The organism is Acinetobacter sp. YH01018, assembly GCF_013420295.1.
Taxonomy (GTDB): domain Bacteria; phylum Pseudomonadota; class Gammaproteobacteria; order Pseudomonadales; family Moraxellaceae; genus Acinetobacter.
The window spans coordinates 1-18,151 of record NZ_VOYL01000004.1 but is presented as its reverse complement, the minus strand read 5'-3'; the positions used below and the strand labels follow the sequence as shown (position 1 = coordinate 18,151).

General features: G+C 42.2%; 15 protein-coding genes. 7 read left to right on the top strand and 8 right to left on the bottom strand.

The window, feature by feature from the left end:
- Positions 1-30 precede the first annotated feature (30 nt).
- The 4 genes from recD to FTT83_RS02435 all read left to right on the top strand — a co-directional run bounded on the left by recD (position 31) and on the right by FTT83_RS02435 (position 6,877).
- Positions 31-1,794, top strand: a complete 1,764-nt coding sequence (recD, locus tag FTT83_RS02450; RefSeq protein WP_180176185.1) for an exodeoxyribonuclease V subunit alpha — start codon at positions 31-33, stop codon at positions 1,792-1,794.
- 962 nt (positions 1,795-2,756) lie between these two features.
- Positions 2,757-3,026: a 30S ribosomal protein S15 gene (gene rpsO / locus FTT83_RS02445; protein WP_005007057.1), complete on the top strand. Its 270-nt coding sequence runs from the start codon at positions 2,757-2,759 to the stop codon at positions 3,024-3,026.
- A gap of 268 nt (positions 3,027-3,294) precedes the next feature.
- Complete coding sequence (gene pnp, locus FTT83_RS02440; protein WP_171263155.1) at positions 3,295-5,382, top strand: polyribonucleotide nucleotidyltransferase; 2,088 nt, start codon at positions 3,295-3,297, stop codon at positions 5,380-5,382.
- A 259-nt stretch (positions 5,383-5,641) separates the two neighbouring features.
- Positions 5,642-6,877, top strand: a complete 1,236-nt coding sequence (locus FTT83_RS02435; protein ID WP_086195235.1) for a magnesium transporter CorA family protein — start codon at positions 5,642-5,644, stop codon at positions 6,875-6,877.
- A gap of 110 nt (positions 6,878-6,987) precedes the next feature.
- Here the strand turns inward: FTT83_RS02435 and FTT83_RS02430 are convergent, their stop codons facing one another.
- The 8 genes from FTT83_RS02430 to FTT83_RS02395 form a co-directional block, all read right to left on the bottom strand.
- Entirely contained in the window at positions 6,988-7,245 is a 258-nt protein-coding gene (locus FTT83_RS02430) for a YdcH family protein (protein WP_086195236.1), read from the bottom strand.
- A gap of 96 nt (positions 7,246-7,341) precedes the next feature.
- The gene (locus FTT83_RS02425; RefSeq protein WP_086195237.1) at positions 7,342-7,680 is read right to left on the bottom strand and encodes a chaperone modulator CbpM; all 339 of its coding nucleotides are present in this window, start codon (positions 7,678-7,680) and stop codon (positions 7,342-7,344) included.
- Between the two features lie 10 nt (positions 7,681-7,690).
- Positions 7,691-8,656 carry a DnaJ C-terminal domain-containing protein gene (locus FTT83_RS02420; RefSeq protein ID WP_086195238.1) on the bottom strand — a complete coding sequence of 322 codons (966 nt, stop codon included), beginning with the start codon at positions 8,654-8,656 and terminating at the stop codon, positions 7,691-7,693.
- A gap of 143 nt (positions 8,657-8,799) precedes the next feature.
- Positions 8,800-9,261 carry a DUF2147 domain-containing protein gene (locus tag FTT83_RS02415; RefSeq protein WP_086195239.1) on the bottom strand — a complete coding sequence of 154 codons (462 nt, stop codon included), beginning with the start codon at positions 9,259-9,261 and terminating at the stop codon, positions 8,800-8,802.
- 429 nt (positions 9,262-9,690) lie between these two features.
- Positions 9,691-10,146, bottom strand: a complete 456-nt coding sequence (locus FTT83_RS02410; RefSeq protein ID WP_086195240.1) for a DUF2147 domain-containing protein — start codon at positions 10,144-10,146, stop codon at positions 9,691-9,693.
- Positions 10,147-10,371: 225 nt separating this feature from the next.
- On the bottom strand, positions 10,372-11,247 hold the full coding sequence (locus FTT83_RS02405) for an Hsp33 family molecular chaperone HslO (RefSeq protein ID WP_086195241.1): 876 nt from the start codon (positions 11,245-11,247) through the stop codon (positions 10,372-10,374).
- A gap of 50 nt (positions 11,248-11,297) precedes the next feature.
- Positions 11,298-13,139, bottom strand: coding sequence for a monovalent cation:proton antiporter-2 (CPA2) family protein (locus tag FTT83_RS02400; RefSeq protein WP_086195242.1), 1,842 nt, complete (start codon positions 13,137-13,139; stop codon positions 11,298-11,300).
- A 59-nt stretch (positions 13,140-13,198) separates the two neighbouring features.
- Positions 13,199-15,421: a primosomal protein N' gene (locus FTT83_RS02395; RefSeq protein ID WP_086195243.1), complete on the bottom strand. Its 2,223-nt coding sequence runs from the start codon at positions 15,419-15,421 to the stop codon at positions 13,199-13,201.
- 152 nt (positions 15,422-15,573) lie between these two features.
- Between FTT83_RS02395 and gspF the strand changes: the two genes are divergently transcribed.
- The 3 genes from gspF to FTT83_RS02380 all read left to right on the top strand — a co-directional run bounded on the left by gspF (position 15,574) and on the right by FTT83_RS02380 (position 17,878).
- Positions 15,574-16,779: a type II secretion system inner membrane protein GspF gene (gspF, locus tag FTT83_RS02390; RefSeq protein ID WP_086195244.1), complete on the top strand. Its 1,206-nt coding sequence runs from the start codon at positions 15,574-15,576 to the stop codon at positions 16,777-16,779.
- Between the two features lie 45 nt (positions 16,780-16,824).
- A complete protein-coding gene (gspG, locus tag FTT83_RS02385; RefSeq protein WP_086195245.1) occupies positions 16,825-17,262 on the top strand; it encodes a type II secretion system major pseudopilin GspG in 438 nt (145 codons plus the stop codon).
- Between the two features lie 280 nt (positions 17,263-17,542).
- Positions 17,543-17,878: a hypothetical protein gene (locus tag FTT83_RS02380; RefSeq protein ID WP_086195246.1), complete on the top strand. Its 336-nt coding sequence runs from the start codon at positions 17,543-17,545 to the stop codon at positions 17,876-17,878.
- Positions 17,879-18,151: the final 273 nt, after the last annotated feature.

The following is an 18,151-nucleotide window of genomic DNA, read 5'->3' as shown; positions in this document are numbered from 1 at the left end:
TAATCTGTGGATAACTTTGAGGATAACTGTGTGGAAAATAAACAATATAAAGATGATCAAAGCGCTGCATGGATCAGCACTTGGAGTCAGTTTATTCGCCAGCAGCCGTTTAGCTATGTACCGCAGGACGAAGATAGCAGTGATATTATTGAACAGGTTCTGCAAGCGGTTCAACACGGTGACAGTTGTATTTCTGCAACTCGGCAGCAAGCGGATATGCTGCATGATTTAGTGGTTTTGGCTGAAAATGTCGAGCAAAATATCGCGCCTTTTGTTTTTGATCAGCAGCATCTGTATCTGTACCGTTACTGGGCGATGGAGCAGTCTCTGGCCCAGCAAGTGGTACGTCTTAAACAACAAACTATTCCCCCTGTTGATCTTGCAGCTTATCCCGATTTACTCACTGACCCCTATCAAATTCAGGCTTTGCAGATGGTGGCGAAGCAGGCACTGAATATCATTACTGGCGGACCGGGAACCGGAAAAACCTATACCTTGGCGCGAATTATTGCCGTGCTGAATCAGGCGATGCCGAATATCCGCATTGCCATGGCTGCGCCGACCGGTAAGGCTGCACAGCGCATGAAAGAAGCGCTGCAAAACTCGCTGAATGATGAAAAACTGCAAGACTTAGTAACGGATGAGTTAAAGCAGCTCAACCCCATCACCATTCACCGTTTATTGGGGCTAGGAAGTAGTTATCAGCCACGCTTTCATGTCCAGCAGCCTTTGCCCTATGACGTGATTGTGGTTGATGAAGCCTCGATGTTGGATCTCAGTTTGGCCAATATGTTGTTGTCTGCGGTGCCTGATCAGGCACGGTTAATTTTATTGGGCGATGCTGACCAGCTGGCTGCGGTGGACGTGGGCGCCGTACTGGCCGACTTACAGCAAGTCCCGGCTCTGGCTGAAAATCGGGTCAATTTGGTCAACAGTCGCCGTTTTAAAGCAGGAGCATTGATTGGGCAAATGGCACAATTCATTCAGACCCAGCAAGCTGTGCAAACCAGTGCAGCCTTACTCGACCAGTTTGCACAGCAAGTGGTTAATCCGGGTGAAATCCAGGCAGTGTCATTGCAGGCAAAAATGGCGGATCAGATCCAACTTGAGTATTTTCCTGCTCATTTGACCGGGCAATTTGACCGGACAACTTATTACGACAAGCTGATGTTGGGCTATCACCCCTATATTGAAGTGCTGAAAAGCTATTTAACCGCCGATGAACCTGAGCTTTGGGTAGCACCGGTGATCAAGACTTTTGATGATTACCGGATTTTGGCGGCAATTCGTCATGGTGCCTTCGGTTTAGACCAGCTGAATCAGCAGATTGAAAAGCGCTTACTGGAGGCTTTATCGCTACAGATGAGCAGGCAAGGTGATTGGTATGTTGGTCGACCAGTGATGATGACCTATAACGATTATCAACTGGGCTTGTCGAACGGGGATATCGGAATCTGCTTTAAGCGTAACCGCGATGGACAGTCACAGTTTGAAGTCTATTTCCCGAGTTTGGAAAAATGGGTACCTGCTACTCGCTTACCGAAAAGTATTGAAACGGCATTTGTACTGACCATTCATAAATCACAAGGTTCGGAATTTACCCATACCGCAGTGGTATTGGATGAGGCTGCGAAAAATTTACTCAGTAAAGAATTGCTGTATACCGCAATTACCCGCGCCAAAAAAGTAGTGAGTGTGCTGGCTGATCAAGAGGCTTTTGTACAAGCCTTAACCATTAAAACCATAAGAAAAAGCGGAGTATTAGATAAAATTAATAATTTGCTAAATTGTTAATCGTAAATAAATAATTTAAAGATTTGTACGAAATTGCTTACATCAATTCGAGAAATTGGCGCATAGAGCTTTAGGAATGTTTTTGAGATGATGGCTGCACATAAAAAGCTCAACACGGAAAGTTGGGTAAAATCGCCATAACATAATAATAATGCCGAAAGGCAGCGAACTTACAATGAAGTAAGTATAAAGAGGAAACTTACAGCCGCTAAGCCTTGTAGTTTTGGGAGAGACTACAGGGCTTTTTTATATGCACAATTAGGCGATTTATTACAAAAATGATTGGCTGAAATGACCACTATTGAACTCTGGTTGTAGCGCTAAAAATCAAATACGGTAGATAGAGGTGTTTTTGTATGAATTACATCTTTGGTTTGTATTAACATATTTGATTTTATTGGATATATTTAATTTTTTTGGTTACATGAAATATAAGAAATAATAATTAATGTACGAAAAGACTTACAAGGAGATACGAGAAAGTCGACTTTTTTACACAATGTTTTGTGGCAGAATCTACCACATAAGGAAGTAAAGCTTCACACAAGGAATGTTTATAACGATAAACGCGAAAAGCGTAAATTATGACTATAAATAAAAGAATAATAATTAAAACATAAGAAACTACAGCGCAAAAAAAGCCCAAGCCCAGCTTGGGCTTTTTTTTATCTTCAATCCGTAACGGGAAAATAAAAAGAGGCGCTTTTCATGGGTAACACAATTTTCCCAGTTTTTAGAATGAACGTTAAGCGTTAAGGTATCAATTCAAAGTGGAAGGGATAAAATAAAAAATGAATAATTTTCAATGAATTGATATAAAAAAATGAAAAGCGGTTTCTCTTTTTGCAATCCCCCGGATTTTCCCTTAAAATAACGCACTTGCTGTAGTGATGCACGGCAGTCAATTGAGAAATCAATTGATTTCTATCAAATGTAATTTTTAAGCATCTCGGAGAAATCGAATGGCTTTAACAAACGCAGATCGCGCAGAGATCGTTGCTAAATTTGCTCGCGCTGAAAACGACACTGGTTCACCTGAAGTTCAAGTAGCTCTTTTAACTGCCCAAATCAATGATTTGCAAGGTCACTTTAAAGAACACAAACACGACCACCATAGCCGTCGCGGTCTTATCCGTATGGTTAACCAACGTCGTAAGCTTCTTGACTACCTTAAAGGTAAAGACGCTACTCGTTACAGCGCTTTGATCGCTGCTTTAGGTTTACGTCGTTAATTCGATTAAACTTATTTTTTCGGACTATTGCATGTTAAATGCTGTATTGCTGAAAATTAAGAATATACCTGGCTTTGGTTAGGTAATGGGGAAGGGGCGATTGTTTCGCTCCTTCTTTGTGTTTAAAAATAGTGTATTCATACATTTTATAGTCTAGTGAGGTCGGCTTCTAAGCTTTGTCATTTATGCAGTTGATGTGAATGCCAAACCTTAGGGGTCTCCACTAGAATAACTGTTCAAAAGAACTAGGAAAGAAAAATACATGTCAATGTTTAATATTGTTCGTAAAGAATTTCAATTTGGTCAACATCAAGTTGTACTAGAAACAGGTCGTGTTGCGCGTCAAGCCAACACCGTTCTAATCACTATGGGCGGTGTAACCGTACTGGTTGCCGTGGTTGCTCAACCGACTGCTAAAGCAGGTCAGGACTTCTTCCCACTGACTGTTAACTATCAAGAAAAACAATATGCTGCTGGTCGTATCCCGGGTGGTTACGGTAAACGTGAAGGCCGTGCGTCTGAAGCTGAAACTTTAATTTCACGTCTGATCGACCGTCCAATCCGCCCATTGTTCCCAGAAGGTTATTACAACGAAATTCAGGTCACTGCGACTGTGGTATCTTCTGATAAAACCATGGAAGCTGATATTGCAGCAATGCTCGGTACTTCAGCAGCACTTGCCATTGCAGGTACGCCTTTCCGTGGTCCAATCGGTGGTGCGCGTGTTGGTTTAATCAACGGTGAATACGTTCTTAACCCGAACAATGAACAGTTAAAAGAATCTGACCTTGACCTTGTGGTTGCAGGTACGGAATCTGCAGTATTGATGGTTGAATCTGAAGCGAAAGAACTTTCTGAAGACCAAATGTTAGGCGCTGTGCTTTTCGGTCATGACGAAATGCAAATTGCAATCCAGGCCATTAAAGAATTCGCTGCAGCTGCGGGTGCAACAGAGTCTACTTGGACGGCTCCTGAGAAAAATGAAGACCTTCGTGTAAAATTAAAAGAAGCATTTGAAGCGAAAATTTCTGAAGCCTATACCATTGCAGTGAAACAAGACCGTTATGCGGCATTGGATGCACTTCAAGCTGAAGCAGTTGCTCAGTTCGTTCCAGAAAATGACGAAACTGGTATTGCAGATGACTTGAATGAATTGTTTGAAGACCTTAAATACCGTACCGTACGTGACAACATTTTGTCAGGTAAACCACGTATTGATGGTCGCGACACCAAAACAGTTCGTGCACTTGATGTACAAGTTGGCGTTCTAGACCGTGCTCACGGTTCTGCATTATTCACACGTGGTGAAACTCAGGCCTTGGTAACAACGACTTTGGGTAATACACGTGATGCGTTAATGGTAGATACATTAGCGGGTACTAAAACTGATAACTTCATGCTTCACTACAACTTCCCTGCATACTCGGTAGGTGAAACTGGTCGTGAATCTGGTCCTAAACGTCGTGAAATTGGTCACGGTCGTCTGGCGCGTCGTGGTGTTCAAGCCGTACTTCCTGCAGCTGACCGCTTCCCGTACGTGATCCGTATTGTATCTGACATCACAGAATCAAACGGTTCATCTTCAATGGCTTCTGTATGTGGTGCTTCATTATCACTTATGGATGCAGGTGTTCCACTTAAAGCACCAGTTGCCGGTATTGCAATGGGTCTAGTGAAAGAAGGCGAGCGTTTCGCAGTACTTTCTGACATCTTGGGTGACGAAGACCACCTTGGCGACATGGACTTTAAAGTTGCAGGTTCTGCAAACGGTATTACTGCACTTCAAATGGATATCAAGATTGAAGGTATCACTGAAGAGATCATGGAAGTTGCGTTAAATCAAGCATATGCAGGTCGTATGCACATCCTGAATGCGATGAACCAGGTGATTTCACGTGCCCGTCCTGAAATTTCTATGCACGCGCCGACATTCCAGGTGATCAGCATCAACCCTGACAAGATCCGTGACGTGATTGGTAAAGGTGGTGCGACCATCCGCGCAATTACTGAAGAAACCAAAGCAGCAATCGACATTGAAGACAACGGTACAGTTCGCGTATTTGGTGAAACTAAAGCTGCTGCGATGGCTGCAGTTGCGAAAATCCAGGCGCTTACTGCTGAAATCGAACCAGGTACAATCTACACAGGTAAAGTGATTCGTATCGTTGAATTCGGTGCATTCGTGAACATTCTTCCGGGTACTGACGGTTTGCTTCACATCTCTCAAATTTCGAACGAACGTATTGCCAACGTTTCAGACGTATTGTCTGAAGGTCAGGAAATCAAGGTTCAAGTGGCCGATGTTGACAACCGTGGTCGTATCAAACTGACCATGAAAGACATCGAACAAGCTTAATGGTTTGAATTTCACATGACTAAGCTCATGTGAATGAAAATGATTAAAAAAGCCTTGAGCTTCGTCAAAGCAATCACTTTGGCTGGCTCGGGGCTTTTTTGTGGGCAGCGAAAAAATTCGGTTTAAAATATGTAAATCCAGTTGTATGTTATTGCTTAACACTTTCGCACAGCTGATAATTTCATCGCAGATAGTATGATTAAATTATTGAAATTTCCATTAATTAAACAATAAAAAAGTACCCTAGAGAATTGTTGATATGCAGGTTTATTATTTCTACCAACATCCCACTGAACAGCATATTTTTGTACAGAAAACCCAAAATGTTACAGCTGAACCGGTCTTTTTGTGGATTGATTGTACTCGGGAAGATGTCGTGAATCGTGCGGATGAGTGGCAAAAAGAAATCTATCAATATACTCAGCTGATATTAAATGAATTTCATGTGAAAGATATTTTAAATCTGGAGCATCCTTGTAGTTTCGATACCCTGGAAGATTATGACCTGCTGATTTTCCGTAAACTGATTAGCCCGGATGATGATATAAAAACCGGAGCACAAGCGCTGGAACAGCATGAAAAGATGTTTGGTTTAGCCACCACACCGGTGAGTTTTATCATTACACCTCAGGCGCTGATTACGGTGCGTGAACAAGGCAATAGAGCAGTTGAAAATTATATTTCCCGGATTGAAATGAATTTCACCCGTTCTGTGCAAGATCAGAACAAATCGCGTAAGGCTTCTACCACACCTTTAGATTTAGCTTTACGCTTGCTAAATAGCATGATCGATGGTTATTTAGATTTGCGTGTACCTCTGACCCGACGTGTCGAGTTCTGGCAGCAAGAATTACTGCAAGGCCATCGCAGATTTGCCAAATGGAATCAGTTATTACAGGAAAGTATGTCTTTTCAACAAGTGGAGAATCTTTGCGAAGAACAAATAGATGTCTTACAAGAACTGCGGGACGAAATTGTCGATAATTACCCTCATTTAAAAGGCAAGAAGAAGTCTGAACGGCAGGATATTATGCTGGTACGGATGGACGATCTGGTTAGCCATGTGGGTCGAATTCAAAAACATACGGTTCGTCTTCGTGCTTCCATTCAGGCAGCCATCGATTTACATTTTTCTGCAATCGCCAACCAGACCAATGAAAACATGCGGATTCTGGCCATTATTACCGCGATATTTGCCCCTTTAACCTTATTGACCGGGGTTTACGGAATGAATTTTGAGTTTATTCCAGGCTTAAAATCTCCGACCGGGTTCTGGAGCATGCTGATCGTGATGCTGATCACGACGATACTGCTGGTTTATTATTTTTATCGTCGCCATCTGGTGGGTCGTGGGGAAAAGAGCGTCATTGATTTACTGGCCCAACAGCATCAGGATCAACGCGTGAACCTGTTCTGGTTTTTAAACTATGAGCCGATTAAGCACTCGGTCAAAGAAACCATGAAAGAAGTTGAAAAACTGACCAAGTTTAAATAAAGGTCAGTTTTCAGCAAATTTTTATCCATATTCACTGTGTTCGATGCACAATCAGCACAGTTCAATTAAATTCAAAAAATGCTCTCGGCCATTTTCTGTATGCTGCCAGATCAACTGACCTGAGCATTTTGAGTCAATATTCTATAAATTTCATCTTTCATTTTCAGCTTCTTGCGCTTCAATAAATCAATATCCTCATTAACTAAATTAACCGGATTAAGCTCAAGTTGAGCGATTTCTTTATCCAGTTCCTGATGACTCTCAAATATTTTTGCGAAATGAGGATCATCATGACGCAATTTGTGGATGAGTTCCTGATGCTCAGGAAACATGCGCTTCACTTTTTTATTACATTCTTTGGTTTTCATAAGCCTAGATTATTCTCCAGCATTGAATTTCAGAACAAAATAGTCAGTCATCACCTACCTATCTATAAAAGATAGCAGGGAGACTGAAAAGTACCTTTAAGCATTTTTGACATTCAAGTGTCTGACCTGTTTACGTAATTGCTGTACCTCATCAATTAAATCCAGCATCATTGCCACCGCAGAAAAACTGGCATCAAAGTCGCGCTGCAAACGGTAGGCCCGACGTGCACGCGAAACATCGTGACCAAAAAATTGATGAATTCTTTCTTCTGGGCGCGTGTCTAAAATATCGTATTCAAGTAGCTGTAAAACCCACTCCGGACTTTGTCCGCATGCATCCGCGAAGTGCTTTAAATCAAAACTGTAATGTTCATCAATGATATCTGCAGGATTAAATTCATCAGATATAATTTCACGATAATGAATGGTCGTCATGATGTTCTCCTTAATCATTGCGAGGCTTAAATTTGGTAAAGGCTTCGGAAAAAGCCTGGTAAGCCTGCTGTTCATGTTCAGTTTGCGCAGTTGGGTAAACAATATTTAAAACCAGATAGAGATGACCGGGTACTTTGCTTGGAACCCCTTGGTCCTTGAGTCGTAGCTGTTGACCGGTTTTGGCATTTTTAGGCACGTTTACCTGAATTTTTTTACCTTCAGGCGTAGATATTTCAATGCTTTGACCTAAGGCGGCTTCCCAAGGGGCAATATTCACATTGTAATAAATATCGGCACCTTCAACCCGTATCCGTGCAGTATCCTTATAGTGAATTTCAATGTACAAATCACCATTTTTACCGCCATTGATGCCACTTTGTCCTTGTCCAGAGAGACGGATATTTTGTCCTTCTTTCATGCCTTTAGGAATTTTGACCTGCAAAGTTTTGCGTTGAACCTCCGGCTCGCCATAGGCATTTAAGGTCGGAATCTGCAAGGTAATCTGCTGAGTGGCTCCCTGATAAGCAATTGCCGGATCAACCTCTATGCTGGCATGTTGATCTTCACCCTGATAACTGCGTTGTTGTTGGCGCTGTTGCTTTTGATATTGGTAGTTTGCTCCGCCAAAACCAGAACCAAAACGTCCAAAAAGGTCTTCAAAACCACTAAAATCGGACTGCTGCTGGTTAAAACCCTGACGGTAAAATTGGTTATGGTCAAAACCTCCTGTGCCAGTCTGTGCTCCAGATTGATAAAAAGCTTCAGGATGATCCAGCTGGAAATCGTATTCAGCTTTTTTCTCTTCATTGCTTAGCGTGTCATAAGCGACATTAATACTTTGCATTTTTGTTTCAGCATCGGTTTCTTTGCTGACATCGGGATGATATTTTCGAGCCAATTTCCGGTAGGCTTTCTTGATTTGATCTTGGGTGGCATTTCGGTTAATGCCAAGAACTTCATAATGATTTTGAGGCATATAATGGGAATCTGGGTTTGATCATGTTTTAATCATTATTATGCTTTTCATAGTTCTGAAACAGTATTGATCTGTGCCTTATTGTTTCAAATTATGACAAAAAAAGGCTCCGTAACCGGAACCTTGAAAAATGCTGAATGCGATTAATATTTAATCCAGGTCACACTACGCCCAATCACGGAAATTCCGACATAACCGCGCAGATTCAAATGCTTGCCACTGGCACTAAGACGTGCCTTGCCTTTATAGATTTTGCCGCCAACCGGATCAAGTACACGGCCATTGTTAAATTCACGAGGATTGTCCGAATTTTGGGTAAAGCCCCAAATAAAAGGTAAGCCAATAAAAGGCTTATTTTTTAAGTTGCCCGGGCAACTGGAACAGATGACCATTTTTTCTGTACCGGGTACATTGCGGGTTGCGACGATGATTCCTTCATAAGTGCCATCTGGCTTTTTACTGATTTCTACATCCGCACGAGAATAGCCGGTCCGGTCATCAATGGTTTTCCATTTGCCCACCAATGGATCATTTTCAGCAAAACTGAAAGATGAAACAGCAGCTAAAATTACCCCGGTCAAAATCCCTTTATATAAATTCTTCACTAATTTCCCCTGTTGAATGAACTATTTTTTAATTTTAGAGTAAAACGCCTAATTTATAGCGATAAGTATCTATAAAATCAAATGATTAAATTGATGAGTAAGTCACATAAATAATTAATAGTGCTAAGGGAGTTATTTTTTAATTTCTTTTTGATTAAAAAGTATTCGATTTAGATATTAAAAATTTAAATTTTTATTTAATTAATATTTTAGCTGAATGCCAAAATACAGTTTTTTATGAAGAAATTATTATTCTTATAATTTTTAGTAAGGGAGTTTATCTTTTAGTATATCCAAGTTATTAATAAAAAATAATTTATTTCATAGTTCATAAATGAGACTTGAACTGACTCTTAAGATTATAAATCTGGAGGATGCACAAGTTTTTAACAGGATGGAGATAAAAACTTGTGCTGAATGAAAAGCATGTTAATTCACTCTAATCCAGGACACGGTGCGGCCCAGCAGGCTAGTACCAATAAAGCCACGTAAGGTTAGGACATTGCCTCGTGTATTGAGACGTCCCTTACCTTGATAGACATGACCTGAAAGGGGATCAAGTACTTGACCATCAATAAATTCATCTGTCTTTTTAGGGTTTTGCTTAAAGCCTGACAAGATCGGTAAGCCAATCAGAGGCGCATTTTTGAGTGCTCCTTTGCATTTTTCACAATGATCAATAGCACTACGGTTTGGAATGGCATGGACTTGGATAATTGTTCCCCGATAAGCTCCATTTTCTTGCTTAGTGATGAGAACTTCAGCACGGGCATATCCTGTTTTATCATCAATCGTTTTCCATGTTCCCACCAAGTCAGGAGCTTTTGCATGAATAAAAGGACAGGTCAGCAGTAATAATAGACTAAGCATTATTTTTGTGTTCATGTGGTCAATATTTCCAATTATTAATTTATTTTTATGCATTAGAAATAAAGCATTATTTGAGATAGTTTTGCTTTATTTTAAAAGCGGATTTTACGCTAAAATATTTAAAATACAAGTGTAAAAAAACGCTATAAAATAAAGTAAAAAATGATGTATTTTATTTTGGAAAGATAAAAAAAGAGCAGTAATTATTATTGCTGCTCTGATTTTGTTTACTTGATCAAATTAACTTAAGTGTTTGCCAAATAAACCAAAGGCTTCTTCCGCAGTAAATGTGTAGCGGGTACTACAGAACTGGCAATCCATGGTAATGGGATTCTGGAACTCTAAAGTTTCACGTACTGCTTCCACACCAATTTGAATCAAGGCATTGGCGCAACGCTCTTTAGAACAGGTACAACCAAAGCTTAATTGTTCAGCTTCAGGTAAACGCACATCTTCTTCATTGTACAGACGGTAAAGAATTTCAGTCGGTTCCAGATCTGTGAGTTCCTCCGCTTTCAATGTCTCGGTCAGTATGGTCAGGCGTGGCCAGAGGTCTTCATCCACACGTTGCTGCTCTTCTTCACTATTGCGTGGCAAGAGCTGAATCAGCAGACCGCCAGAACGTTCAGCTGTGCTGGATAAAACGATTTTTGTTGGAATTTGTGCAGATAAATCATAGTACTGCATCAAACAGCCAGCCAAAGTATCATGCTCAAGCGCAATAATACCCTGATAGCGTTCACCGAATTCAGGCTCAATATTAATAAACAGTATCGGATTGACCAGGGCATTAAATACCGTGCTGCTGTTTTCTGCCTGAAAAAAGCGTGGATCTTCTTCATAATCGGCTGATGCACGTAGCTGGCCTAGATGGTTACATTCAGCCATAGCCCATTTAAAAGTGCCAGCTGCCTGAATTTGTAGGCTGATCCGGCCTTTAATTTTCAGGGTACTGGCTAACAATGCGGTAGCGCTGAGCATTTCCCCCAAAAGGATTTGAATGGCTTGCGGATAGTCACGTTGCGCGAGAATCGTTTGCAGAACGCTTTCCAGATGAACCACTTCACCACGAATCGGGCAATTTTCAATATAAAAGCGTTGACGTAATTCAGACATAAATTTCTCCAATAGCCCGTGTTAATGGTGTCTATATTGTAAAACACAAGCTAGTTACTATCATCTCTTGTGACATCAATACGCTGATGTGCTAAGCCGCGTTGTAAATTGACGCCAGTGGGTTCTTGACGAATTTGAGCATCACTTTCAAATAAATGCTCAAGTTCTGCCAGTGCATTACGATGGGTCTCATAAATTTTCTGTTCATCAGTATAAACCCGTTGCTGTTGAAGCAATAATTTCTCATCGTAATCACGAAACAGTTCAATACTCTTATACGCATCTTCTTCGCTAATCTCTAATTCGCGTAAAGCGCGATAAGCCATACCTAGCGATGATAAATAAGTTTCACGCCAGATCTGTTCGACACCTAAATCGCGCAGTAAATGCACATGATGACGGTCTCGGGCACGCACCAAAAGTTTCAGATTGGGATAGTTTAAACGAATATGACGTGCCACATTCATGGAGTCTTCAATATCATCAATCGCCAGAACAAAAACTTTGGCGTGTTCAATGCCTGCGGAACGTAAAATATCGGGTTGTGTCGCGTCCCCATAGTATACCGTGCCGCCATAGTTGCGTACGAAATCGACTTTTTCCAGGTTACTGTCAATCGCGGTAAAAGACTGGTGTTGTAAATGGGCAATACGAGCAATAATCTGTCCGAAACGGCCAAAACCGGCAATGATCATCGGGTTATGGATGTCTGGAATTTCATCATAAACTGGCGTTTTTTCTTTATCTATTAAAGGAATAATCCAGCGACTGATCAACCAGTAAAACATCGGGGTGAGCACCATGGAAAGGGTCACAATCAGGGTCAAAGGCTCAAGCATGGCTTGAGTAAGAACTTTTTCACTCGTCGCGACTTTCAGCACCACAAAGGCAAATTCACCGCCTTGGGCCAGGCAGGTCGCAAGTAGTAAGCTGTTACGCCATGAGTATTTTAAATAACGGGCAATCGCCGCCAGGGTGATACTTTTGACCAGCATTAAAATGAGGGCACCGCCAATAATCAACCAGGGCATATCTACCAGAAGGGATAATTGTGTGGTCATACCCACCGTCATGAAGAATAAGCCCAGCAGCAGTCCTTTAAACGGTGCAATACTAGCTTCCAGTTCGTGACGGAATTCAGAGTCGGCCAGCAACACCCCGGTTAGGAAAGCGCCCAGGGTGGTACTGATGCCGAGTACATCCATCAGCACCACGACACCCAGTACAATAAACAAGCCGACTGCGGTAATCAGTTCATGCGCCCCGCTTTTGGCCACAAAGCGGAAGAATGGCCGCATCATATAGCGGCTAAACAGGAACAAACCGCTAAAGGTGGCAATAATGGCGGCAAAGTAGGCCACTCCATGGTGGGTCGATTCAGTACCTGCCAGTAAGGGAATAATCGCCAGCAGCGGAATGGCCGCAATATCCTGAAACAGTAAAATGGAAAAAGATTGTTGCCCGAAGGTGGTGTTGAGTTGCTGCTTTTCTGAGAGCAGCTGTAACACAAAGGCAGTGGAGGATAGCGCCAGCGCCATACCAATCACAAAACTGGCGGCCAGGTTCTGCTGTAAGGCAAAAAAAGTCACGACTGCCAGAATAACTCCGGTAATGCCGACTTGTAAGCTGCCCATCAGAAAAATGGATTTACGCATTTCCCACAGCCGTTGCGGACGCAGCTCCAGACCAATAATGAACATCAGCAAGATGACACCAAATTCTGCCAGTTCCTGAATCGCCTCCGGGTCACTGGCCATATTCAATACGCTGGGACCGAGCAAAATACCTGTAAACAAATAGCCGAGTACTGTGGCAATGCCAAAACGCTTGGCGAGCGGCACCAAGAGCAGCGAAGCACCCAGAAAAATCGTAATTTGTAACAGTAGCGACATCAGTTTGTCCTGGAATTTATTTTAATGTCAAAAGAATTAAGCAACGTCTGACCTTTGATTTAGCTTAATTCCTGAGGATCTATATCGAGTGTCAGTTTCATGTTTGAGGGCTTTTCATGCAACATATTTTGCCACCAGGTACGGATATAAAAATGTAATCGGGCACGATCTTGTGACAGCAGCACCATATGCGCCTGATAACGCCCGGCCTTACGTTCCATCGGGGCAGGAATCGGTCCCCAGATATCAATCAGGTTTTCCGAAACCTGTCTTAACGCCTGAGCATGCTGCTGTAAAAATTCCTGGTTCTGTTCCTGACTTTTCGATTCACAGCGTATTAAGGCTGCATAACGAAAAGGCGGTAAAGCAGCGGCCTGACGTTCTTTTAAGGTCTGTCTGGCGAAATGCCGGTAATCTTTGTCAATTAAGGTATTTAATAGTGGATGATCCGGTCTCAGGGTTTGTAAATAGACTTCACCTTTGCGTTCACCGCGTCCGGCACGACCAGCGACCTGTACAATCAGTTGTGCCGTGCGTTCGGTGGCACGGAAATCGACACTGAGCAGGCCGGAATCAATATCTAAAATAGCCACTAAAGTGACATAGGGAAAATGATGTCCTTTGGCCAGCATCTGGGTGCCGAGCAAAATCACCGGTTCACTTTTCTGGATTTTGTCATAAATTTTTTGCCAGCTGCCGACCCGGCTGGTGGAATCGCGGTCGACCCGGATCACATCGAAATGGGGGAACAGTTGTTGCAGGTTTTCTTCCACTTTGGCGGTGCCCAGGCCAATCGGTTTTAATTCACTATGCTTGCACTGCGGGCATTGTTCCGGTAGACGGTGAATGCTGCCACAGTGGTGACAATGCAAATGCTGATAAGGCTGGCGATGCACGGTAAAGTTGGCATCACAATGCGGACATTTGGCTTGCCAGGCACAGCTTTCACAAATCAGTACCGGGGCATAACCGCGACGGTTTAAAAACACCAATACCTGTTCTTTTTTATCCAGACGTTTTTGAATTTCATCAATCAGGCTTTGGCTCATGCCATTCTGTTTTTGTGCAATTTTCAGGTCAATCAGATGAATTTTTGGCATCACGGCTGCACCGGCACGCTGATTCAGTTCTAAACGGGTCATTTTCCCCATTTCAACCAGTGCATAGCTGTCAATACTTGGGCTGGCTGAGCCTAAAATAATCGGACAATTTTCCAGATGGGCACGGTACATTGCGACATCACGGGCATGGTAGCGAAAGCCTTCCTGCTGTTTGAAAGACAGGTCGTGTTCCTCATCCAGAATGATCAGGCCCAGATTGGGCAGCGGCGTATAAATGGTTGAACGGGTCCCTAAAATAATCGAAGCTTTGCCAGTTTGTGCAGCCTGCCAGGCTTGCAGGCGCTTTGAATCGTTCAGTCCTGAATGCAGTAGTACAATGTTGCCATGAAAACGTGACTGGAACCGGCTGATGGTCTGCGGGGTCAGGCCAATTTCAGGCACTAAAACCAAGACCTGTTTACCCTGTTTCAGCACCTCTTGCATGATTTGCAAATACACTTCGGTTTTACCGCTCCCGGTCAAGCCATCCAGTAAAAAAGCCTGATATTTTTTCTGGGCTTTCAACACCTGTTGAATGGCTTTTTTCTGATCTTCATTTGCGGTTAAGGGCATTTGTGCCAGGGTGACCGGTTGAGGACTAAAGTCCTGATGTTCCAGAATGCATTGCACAATCGCCTTTTTTTCCAGTGCCTTGAGTGTCGCCGTTTCAATTCCGGCTAAATTTAAAATATTTTCTGTGGTGCCTTGAGGATGTAATTTCAGCACTTTATAGGCTTGTTGCTGTTTTTCAGAGCGCATCAGCTTGTCTTCAGCATGCAAATCCAGAACTTTCCACATGCGGGCCAATAAATTATAGGGTTTGCCCTGACGTAAAAATGTCGGCAGGGCACTCTGAAATACTTCACCAATCGGAAATTGATAATATTGCGCGGACCAGGTGAGCAAGCTTAAAATTTTTTGATCTAAAAGCGCTTGTTCATCCAGCAGTTCAGTGATGGCTTTGAGCTTAAAATGTGGATCAATCGGGGTATCGGCCGTTAATTTTTCAACAATAATGCCCACCAGATTTTGCCGTCCAAACGACACGGCCACACGTGCCCCAACTTCAGCTTGCTGATATTGTTCAGCCGTTAAAGTGTAGTCAAAACAGTCATAGAGATGTACAGGTACGGCAACACGAATGCGATAAATGTCGGCTGGAGTCGGTGGTGTATTTGGCATAAATAAAGGTCAAATGGTCCTGATCAAATTTCGTCGTGCTAAGGATAGAGTTATGTTAGAGTGAGCAAATCATTTATAGCTAAGAATATGAATGATTTTGGTGGTCAGACGCAACCGCGCTGAAGCAAATTTTAGAAAATTAGAGCATCACAATGCCTGCATATCAATTTACTGCCATTGATGCTTCAGGGAAGCAGCAAAAAGGCGTGTTAGAGGGTGATTCGGCACGTCAAATCCGTCAACAGCTCAGAGACAAAGCGCTTATTCCTGTGACGGTTGATCCTGTTGAGCAAAAAGACAAGCATAACTCAAAACGCTGGTTTCAGAAAAAAATCACGGCTTATGATTTAGCCCTGTTTACCCGTCAACTTTCAGTTCTGGTGGCAGCTGGAATTCCTTTGGAAGAAGCGCTGCGGGCGGTAGGCAAGCAAAATGAAAAGGCTCATGTGCAAAACCTGTTGATGTCAGTGCATTCCAAAGTAATGGAAGGTTATTCACTGGCCAATGCCTTGCAGCAGGCCGGACGCTTACCGGATTTATATATTGCCACCATTGCAGCGGGTGAACGCTCGGGACATCTGGATTTAATTCTGGATCAATTGGCCGATTACACCGAAAACCGCTTTGCCATGCAAAAGAAAGTGCAGGGCGCGATGATTTATCCGATTATTCTCATGCTGATGTCTTTTGCCATTGTGATGGGGCTGATGACCTATGTGGTTCCCGACATCGTCAAGACTTTTGATCAAAGTAAAGATGCCTTGCCGTGGATTACGGTTGTGCTGATGAAAGCCAGTGATTTCATCCGTGTGGCCTGGCCGTTTTTACTGATCGCCAGTGTACTGGGTTTCATCACTTTGGCACGTTTTTTAAGAACGTCTGCCGGGCATTATGCCTTTGATCGTTTAACGCTCAAATTGCCATTATTTGGTAAATTATCGCGTGGTATAAATGCAGCACGTTTTGCCAGCACCTTATCGATTTTGACCCAGTCTGGTGTACCTTTGGTTGATGCACTTAAAATTGGCGCCGCGGTAAGTAATAACTGGGTGATCCGTGACTCTGTTAACCAGGCAGCCGAGCGTGTCACTGAAGGTGGTAACCTGGCGACACAATTGGAACGCAGTGGTTATTTTCCAGCGATGATGGTACAAATGATCAAAAGTGGTGAAGCATCCGGCGAGCTTGATCGTATGCTGCAGCGCGCCTCGACCATGCAGGATCGGGAAGTGACTACACTGATTTCCACTTTACTGGCATTACTTGAGCCTTTAATGCTGGTCTTGATGGCAAGTATCGTGCTGGTAATCGTGATTGCTGTGATGATGCCAATTGTGAATATGAACAATATGATTTAACTGATTTTACATTTTATAAAGATAATGATTGTGCGAGAGAGTGAGATGCAAGGGAAACGATATCAAGTGAAGCAGTCTGGCTTTACCCTCATTGAAGTGATGGTGGTGATTGTAATTTTAGGTGTATTGGCTGCACTGATTGTTCCTAATGTGATGGGGCGTGGTGAAAAGGCCAAGGTTGATACCACTTCCATTACCTTAAAAGGCGTTGCTGGTGCTTTAGATCAATATAAACTGGATAATGGTAAATATCCGTCTATGCAAGATGGTGGTTTAGATGCACTGGTGAATCAGCCTGCTTCGGCTAAAAACTGGATGCCGGGCGGATATGTTAAAGGTGGTTATCCGAAAGACAGCTGGGACAATGATATTCAATATGTGATTCCAGGCGCTGAAGGCCGCCCATTTGATTTATATTCTTTTGGTGCTGATGGCAAAGAGGGTGGTGAAGATACGGATGCCGATATTTATTATCAGCCTTAATTAGAAATCACTATTTATTTTAATTTATCGAATATATCACTTCACTTCATCTGAATATTCAATAGAAGCTGAAGTGATAATAAATCTTAATTATAAAATATATATTAAAATATTGAATTTAAACAGAATATATAATAATCATTATTTGAGAGTTATAATAAGAATTATTCCCATATTTATTGATTACAAGAATTGTAAAATATGAATAAATATAGTCTTTTTATTTAATTAAAACTGAGCATAATATCCTTAATGGTATTTTTTAGCCAAGGAGAATGGAATGAAAGCATTAATAGTATCGGATGAAATTAACCAATTTCACTGGGCAATGCTCAAGTCTGTTCTTTTGATTTTGAGCTTGCTTCCCATTAGCCAGGGCATTCTAAGTTTATGGAATGCAACCGAAGGCAGTAGCCAGATCATGGTTGGCTTTTTTGCCATCAGTGTATTTAGCACATTATTTGTATTGTGTTTTTGGTCTGCATTAAAAGCCACTGTACTCAACTTAAAACAACAACAGTCTTCAACTTTAGAACAGGGTGTGGTGAAAGTTTATCGTTATATGCCGATGCTATTTTTAGCAGCCATGATGTCTTATTTGGTGACTCAGCTATAAATTAAAGGTAATAAAAAACCGAGGTATTGACCTCGGTTTTTAGTGCCTTTTTATTTCTTCTCCCTCTGGGATGAGGAATATATTCCGCAAGAGGATGAGGGTGATTAATCATAAATAATTAACCTCTCCCTAGCCCTCTCCTAGAAGGCATAGGTATCTACACATCTTTAGGTACCTAATGCAATTGTTGCGATTTCATTCAGTTCATCTATTGAATATTCCGAGAGCAGTTGAAGAGTGTTCAGTAAAATCGAAAGTCCTGCCAATATTGCA

What these genes read in the sequence shown, in the direction of transcription:
- rpsO (WP_005007057.1), top strand. Translation starts at nt 2,757, where the DNA reads ATGGCTTTAACAAACGCAGATCGCGCAGAGATCGTTGCTAAATTTGCT.
- pnp (WP_171263155.1), top strand. Translation starts at nt 3,295, where the DNA reads ATGTTTAATATTGTTCGTAAAGAATTTCAATTTGGTCAACATCAAGTT.
- FTT83_RS02435 (WP_086195235.1), top strand. Translation starts at nt 5,642, where the DNA reads ATGCAGGTTTATTATTTCTACCAACATCCCACTGAACAGCATATTTTT.
- FTT83_RS02430 (WP_086195236.1), bottom strand. Translation starts at nt 7,245, where the DNA reads ATGAAAACCAAAGAATGTAATAAAAAAGTGAAGCGCATGTTTCCTGAG.
- FTT83_RS02425 (WP_086195237.1), bottom strand. Translation starts at nt 7,680, where the DNA reads ATGACGACCATTCATTATCGTGAAATTATATCTGATGAATTTAATCCT.
- FTT83_RS02420 (WP_086195238.1), bottom strand. Translation starts at nt 8,656, where the DNA reads ATGCCTCAAAATCATTATGAAGTTCTTGGCATTAACCGAAATGCCACC.
- FTT83_RS02410 (WP_086195240.1), bottom strand. Translation starts at nt 10,146, where the DNA reads ATGAACACAAAAATAATGCTTAGTCTATTATTACTGCTGACCTGTCCT.
- FTT83_RS02405 (WP_086195241.1), bottom strand. Translation starts at nt 11,247, where the DNA reads ATGTCTGAATTACGTCAACGCTTTTATATTGAAAATTGCCCGATTCGT.
- FTT83_RS02400 (WP_086195242.1), bottom strand. Translation starts at nt 13,139, where the DNA reads ATGTCGCTACTGTTACAAATTACGATTTTTCTGGGTGCTTCGCTGCTC.
- FTT83_RS02395 (WP_086195243.1), bottom strand. Translation starts at nt 15,421, where the DNA reads ATGCCAAATACACCACCGACTCCAGCCGACATTTATCGCATTCGTGTT.
- gspF (WP_086195244.1), top strand. Translation starts at nt 15,574, where the DNA reads ATGCCTGCATATCAATTTACTGCCATTGATGCTTCAGGGAAGCAGCAA.
- gspG (WP_086195245.1), top strand. Translation starts at nt 16,825, where the DNA reads ATGCAAGGGAAACGATATCAAGTGAAGCAGTCTGGCTTTACCCTCATT.
- FTT83_RS02380 (WP_086195246.1), top strand. Translation starts at nt 17,543, where the DNA reads ATGAAAGCATTAATAGTATCGGATGAAATTAACCAATTTCACTGGGCA.